Here is a 4059-nt window from a genome sequence, read left to right as displayed (position 1 = left end):
CCCCCCCCCCCCCCCCCCCCCCCCCCCCCCCCCCCCCCCCCCCCCCCCCCCCCCCCCCCCCCCCCCCCCCCCCCCCCCCCCCCCCCCCCCCCGCCGCGCCCCCCCCCCCCCCCCCCCCGCCCCGGCGGGCGCCGCCCCCCCCCCCCGGCCCCCCGCGACGGTCGTCACAACCTGACCGTGTCGAGGAAGGTAGCCGCGCGCGGCACGGGCGTCCACGCGCGAGGTTTAGGAATCCACCGCGCTGTCTCATCCCGGCGCGGCCTGCGTCGGACCCGCCTGCATCACCGGATCGCGCGACAGCCTTGGAACTTCGTTAACCCTTCGGCGTTCCCGCGCCGGCTCCTCGCGCGTGCCCATCGGGCCCGCCCTTTGCCACCGCAGCGGCACAACTTCTCCGAGACCGGTAGCGATGATCCAGTTCGACACGAAGGCGTTCGCGATGGGACGGGCCGCAACCTTCGCCGCATCATACGAAGTCAAGCTGCGCCGGGCCGCGATGATGCTCGCCCTGGCGGTCGGCGTCCCGCTGGTGCTGGCATGGTTCGGCCTGATCGGCTGGGGCGTGCTCTGGCTCGCCCGGAGCGCGCTCGACCTGTCGGTGAGCGCCCTGGCGCTCTGACGCGCGGGACGGTTCGGCGGGACAGCCTGGGAAACAACCCGGGGCGGCGCGGCCCGCGGGTTGCAGGAGCGCCGGGGCGGTGCCAGGAACAGGCATCCGTTCACTGCCCGGGATGCCCGCCATGCTGTCCATCGACCTCAATTCGGACCTCGGCGAGGGTTTTGGCGATTACCGTTGCGGCGACGACGCCGCGATGCTGGAGGTCGTGACCTCGGCCAATGTCGCCTGCGGCCTGCATGCGGGCGATCCCGAGATCATGGCGCGTACCTTCGCCATCGCGCGGGGGCGCGGCGTCGCGGTCGGTGCCCATCCGGGCTACCCGGACCTGTGGGGCTTCGGCCGCCGGGTCCTGCCCTTCACCCCCGGCGAGGTCGAGCGGCTCGTCGCCTACCAGGTCGGCGCCGCCGCGGGCCTCGCGGCCTATGCCGGGCACCGCCTCACCTACGTCAAGGCGCACGGGGCGCTCGCCAACCTTGCGGCGGTCGAGCGGGAGATGGCCGACGCCATCGCGCGCGCGGTCAAGGCCGTCGATCCCTCGCTGTCGCTGCTCGCCATCGCGCTCACCGCCCAGGTCGCGGCGGGCGAGGCGCAGGGCCTCGACGTGCAGCAGGAGATCTTCGCCGATCGCGGCTACACCGAGGCCGGCTTCCTGATCCCCCGCAGCCAGCCCGGCGCGATGATCACCGATGAGAACGAGGCCGCCGAGCGCGTGCTCGCCATGGTGCAGGAGGGGGCGATCATCGCGGCGAGCGGCAAGCGCCTGCCGACGCCGGTCCGCTCGGTCTGCGTCCACGGCGATTCCGCCCACGCGGTGGCCACCGCCCGCGCCGTGCGCGCCCGCCTCGAAGGCGCCGGCGTCAGGCTCGCGCCGTTCCGGGCGTGAGCCGGTCGGCGGGGCGGGGACGGCGCTGGGGCGCATGCGCCGTTGGCGTCTCTACCTGATTTCTCAGAGCCTGTTCGGCTTGCTCGACCGTCTCGACACCCTCCGGGTCATTCCGGGGCCGCGCAGCGGAGCCCGGAGTGCCCCCGGCACGCCCAGAACCTCTGATCGTTCAGGATAAAGCGGAGACCGTTCCGCATTCTGGTGAAACACCTGCGGTTCTGGATTCCGGGCTCCGCTGCGCGGCCCCGGAATGACATGCAGGGTGTCAAATCCGTGGCTTCGATCGAGCAGGCTCTCAGGATCTTGCTCTAACCAGCCTCACGCCCCGCCATAGATCGGGAACCGCCGGCACAGGGCCAGCACCTCCTCCCGCACCGTCGCCAGCCCGGCCGCGTCGTGGGGGCCTGAGACCACCCGGGCGATCCAGCGGCCGACCTGGCCGAATTCCTCCACCCCGAAGCCCCGCGCCGTGCCGGCATTCGAGGACAGGCGCAGGCCCGAGGGGGCCTCGGGCGGGCGGGCGTCGAACGGGATCTGGTTCTTGTTGACCGCGAGGCCCGCCGCTTCCAGCGCCACGGCGGCCACATCCCCGGTGATGCCTTGCGGCGAGAGGTCGACCAGCATCAGCCCGCAATCGGTGCCGCCGGCGACGAGGCGCATCCCGGCCTCGGCCACGCTCGCGGCGAGCGCCCGGGCATTGGCGAGGACGGCCTGGTTGTAGGCGCGGAATTCCGGCCGCAGGGCCTCGCCGAAGCAGGCCGCCTTGGCGGCGACGGCGTGCATCATCACCGAGCCCTGCACGCCCGGGAAGATCCCGTAATTGATCCGGTCCGACAGGGCGGGGTCGTTCCACAGCACCAGCCCGCCGCGGGCGCCGCGCAGGGACTTGTAGGTGGTCGAGGTGACCACGTGGGCGTGCGGGAAGGGATGCGGATAGAGCCCGGTGGCGACGAGGCCGGCGAAATGCGCCATGTCGACCATCAGCAGCGCCCCGACCTCGTCGGCGATGGCGCGCAACCCCGCGAAATCGAGGGCGCGGGCATAGGCCGAGCCGCCGGCGACGATCATCTTCGGCCTGTGCGCGCGGGCGAGCGCCGCCACGGAATCCAGCTCCACCCGCTCGCTGTCGCGCTCCACGCCGTAGCGGACGATGCGGTAATCGCGGCCCGTCAGGGTCGCCGGATGGCCGTGGCTGATATGGCCGCCGGCCTCGACGCCCATCGACAGGATGGTGTCGCCGAGCGCCAGCAGGCCGAGGAAGACGCCCGCATTGGCGTTCGAGCCCGAATGCGGCTGCACGTTGGCGAAGCGGCAGCCGAACAGCCGCGTCGCCCGGGTCACCGCCAGGGCCTCGATCGCGTCGGCATGCGCGGCGCCGCCGTAATAGCGCCGGTAGGGCAGGCCCTCGACGGTCTTGTTGGTCAGCACCGAGCCCTGCGCCTCCAGCACCAGCCGCGAGACGATGTTCTCCGAGGCGATCAGCTCGATCCCGTCCCGCTGCCGGGCTAGCTCGCCGCGGATCGAGGCGGCGAGCTCCGGGTCGGCGTCGAGGCCGCGGTCGAAATAGCCGTCGTGGAGCAGGCGCATGGTCGAGGGTCCCGTCGGTGGCAGGGCCCGAGGGTCGGGCTTCCTGAGTGTCGGCCTCGCCGAGTGTCGGGCTTGCCCGATCGGCCCGCAAACGGGATAAGCTGCGGCTCAGGCCAAGCTTTTCTTGGCCTCGCACGCTTAAGGCCTCGCGATGGATCCGGCCGGCCGGGCGGCCCCACCCTCCCTCAACGCCCTGCGGGCCTTCGAGGCGGCGGCACGCCACGGCGGCTATGGGGCGGCGGCCCGGGAGCTGCACGTCACCCCGGCGGCGATCGGCGCCCAGGTGAAGGGGCTCGAGGCCTGGCTCGGCCGGCCGCTCTTCCACCGCCGGCCGAACGGCCTGTGCCTGACCGCGGAGGGCCGGGCGGTGCTGCCGTCCCTGACGACGGCCTTCGACGCGGTGAACCAGGCGGTGCGGGTGATGCGCGCGGTCGGCCGGCCGCGCAGCCTGACGCTCGCGGCCCTGCCCTGCATCGCCCAGCTCTGGCTCGCCCCCCGGCTCCCGGGCCTGCAGGCCGCCTTCGACCTCGACGTCGCGATCCTGACCCGGGACGACCCGCCGGACTATGCCCGCGAGTCGGTCGATCTCGGCCTGTATTTCGGCGAAGCGCCGGCCGGCTGTACGTCCGTGGTGCTCGCGCAGGACGACCTGTTTCCGGTCTGCTCGCCTTCGCTGGCGGCGACGTTGCACCACCCGCGGGACCTGAGCGGGGCGACGCTCCTGCACGATTCGGTCTGGCGCGAGGACTGGCCGCGCTGGCTTGCCCGCTACGGCACCGGGGCCTTGCGCCCGGCCCGGGAGGCGGCGTTCTCGCTCTACGGCATCGCGCTCGACGCCGCGCTCGCCGGCCACGGCGTGCTCATCGGCCACAGCGCACTGCTGGGCGAGGCGCTGGCGGCCGGGCGGCTCGTCGCGCCGTTCGGGGACCGGGTGGTGGCGGGGGCGTCGCTGCGGCTGATCGTGCCGGGG

Annotated in this window: 4 protein-coding genes; 3 read left to right on the top strand and 1 reads right to left on the bottom strand. The window is 73.7% G+C overall.

What is annotated here, in order from left to right; all coding sequences use genetic code 11:
• Positions 1-409 precede the first annotated feature (409 nt).
• Both ABZT49_RS04385 and ABZT49_RS04380 read left to right on the top strand, forming a co-directional pair.
• Positions 410-619 (top strand): hypothetical protein, encoded by a 210-nt coding sequence (locus ABZT49_RS04385; RefSeq protein ID WP_355283531.1) that lies wholly within the window; start codon positions 410-412, stop codon positions 617-619.
• Positions 620-740: 121 nt separating this feature from the next.
• On the top strand, positions 741-1502 hold the full coding sequence (locus ABZT49_RS04380; RefSeq protein ID WP_355283529.1) for a 5-oxoprolinase subunit PxpA: 762 nt from the start codon (positions 741-743) through the stop codon (positions 1500-1502).
• A 318-nt stretch (positions 1503-1820) separates the two neighbouring features.
• Here the strand turns inward: ABZT49_RS04380 and glyA are convergent, their stop codons facing one another.
• The gene (gene glyA, locus ABZT49_RS04375) at positions 1821-3089 is read right to left on the bottom strand and encodes a serine hydroxymethyltransferase (protein WP_355283528.1); all 1269 of its coding nucleotides are present in this window, start codon (positions 3087-3089) and stop codon (positions 1821-1823) included.
• A gap of 151 nt (positions 3090-3240) precedes the next feature.
• Here glyA and ABZT49_RS04370 point away from each other — a divergent pair.
• Positions 3241-4059: LysR family transcriptional regulator (locus ABZT49_RS04370; RefSeq protein ID WP_355283525.1), on the top strand; the 819-nt coding region annotated here is incomplete at its 3' end.

This window comes from Methylobacterium sp. EM32 (genome assembly GCF_040593685.1).
Lineage (GTDB): Bacteria > Pseudomonadota > Alphaproteobacteria > Rhizobiales > Beijerinckiaceae > Methylobacterium.
This window is presented reverse-complemented; position numbering and strand designations above follow the sequence as displayed.

Coding starts and splice junctions, on each gene's coding strand:
- ABZT49_RS04380 (WP_355283529.1), top strand. CDS start 741: ATGCTGTCCATCGACCTCAATTCGGACCTCGGCGAGGGTTTTGGCGAT.
- glyA (WP_355283528.1), bottom strand. CDS start 3,089: ATGCGCCTGCTCCACGACGGCTATTTCGACCGCGGCCTCGACGCCGAC.
- ABZT49_RS04385 (WP_355283531.1), top strand. CDS start 410: ATGATCCAGTTCGACACGAAGGCGTTCGCGATGGGACGGGCCGCAACC.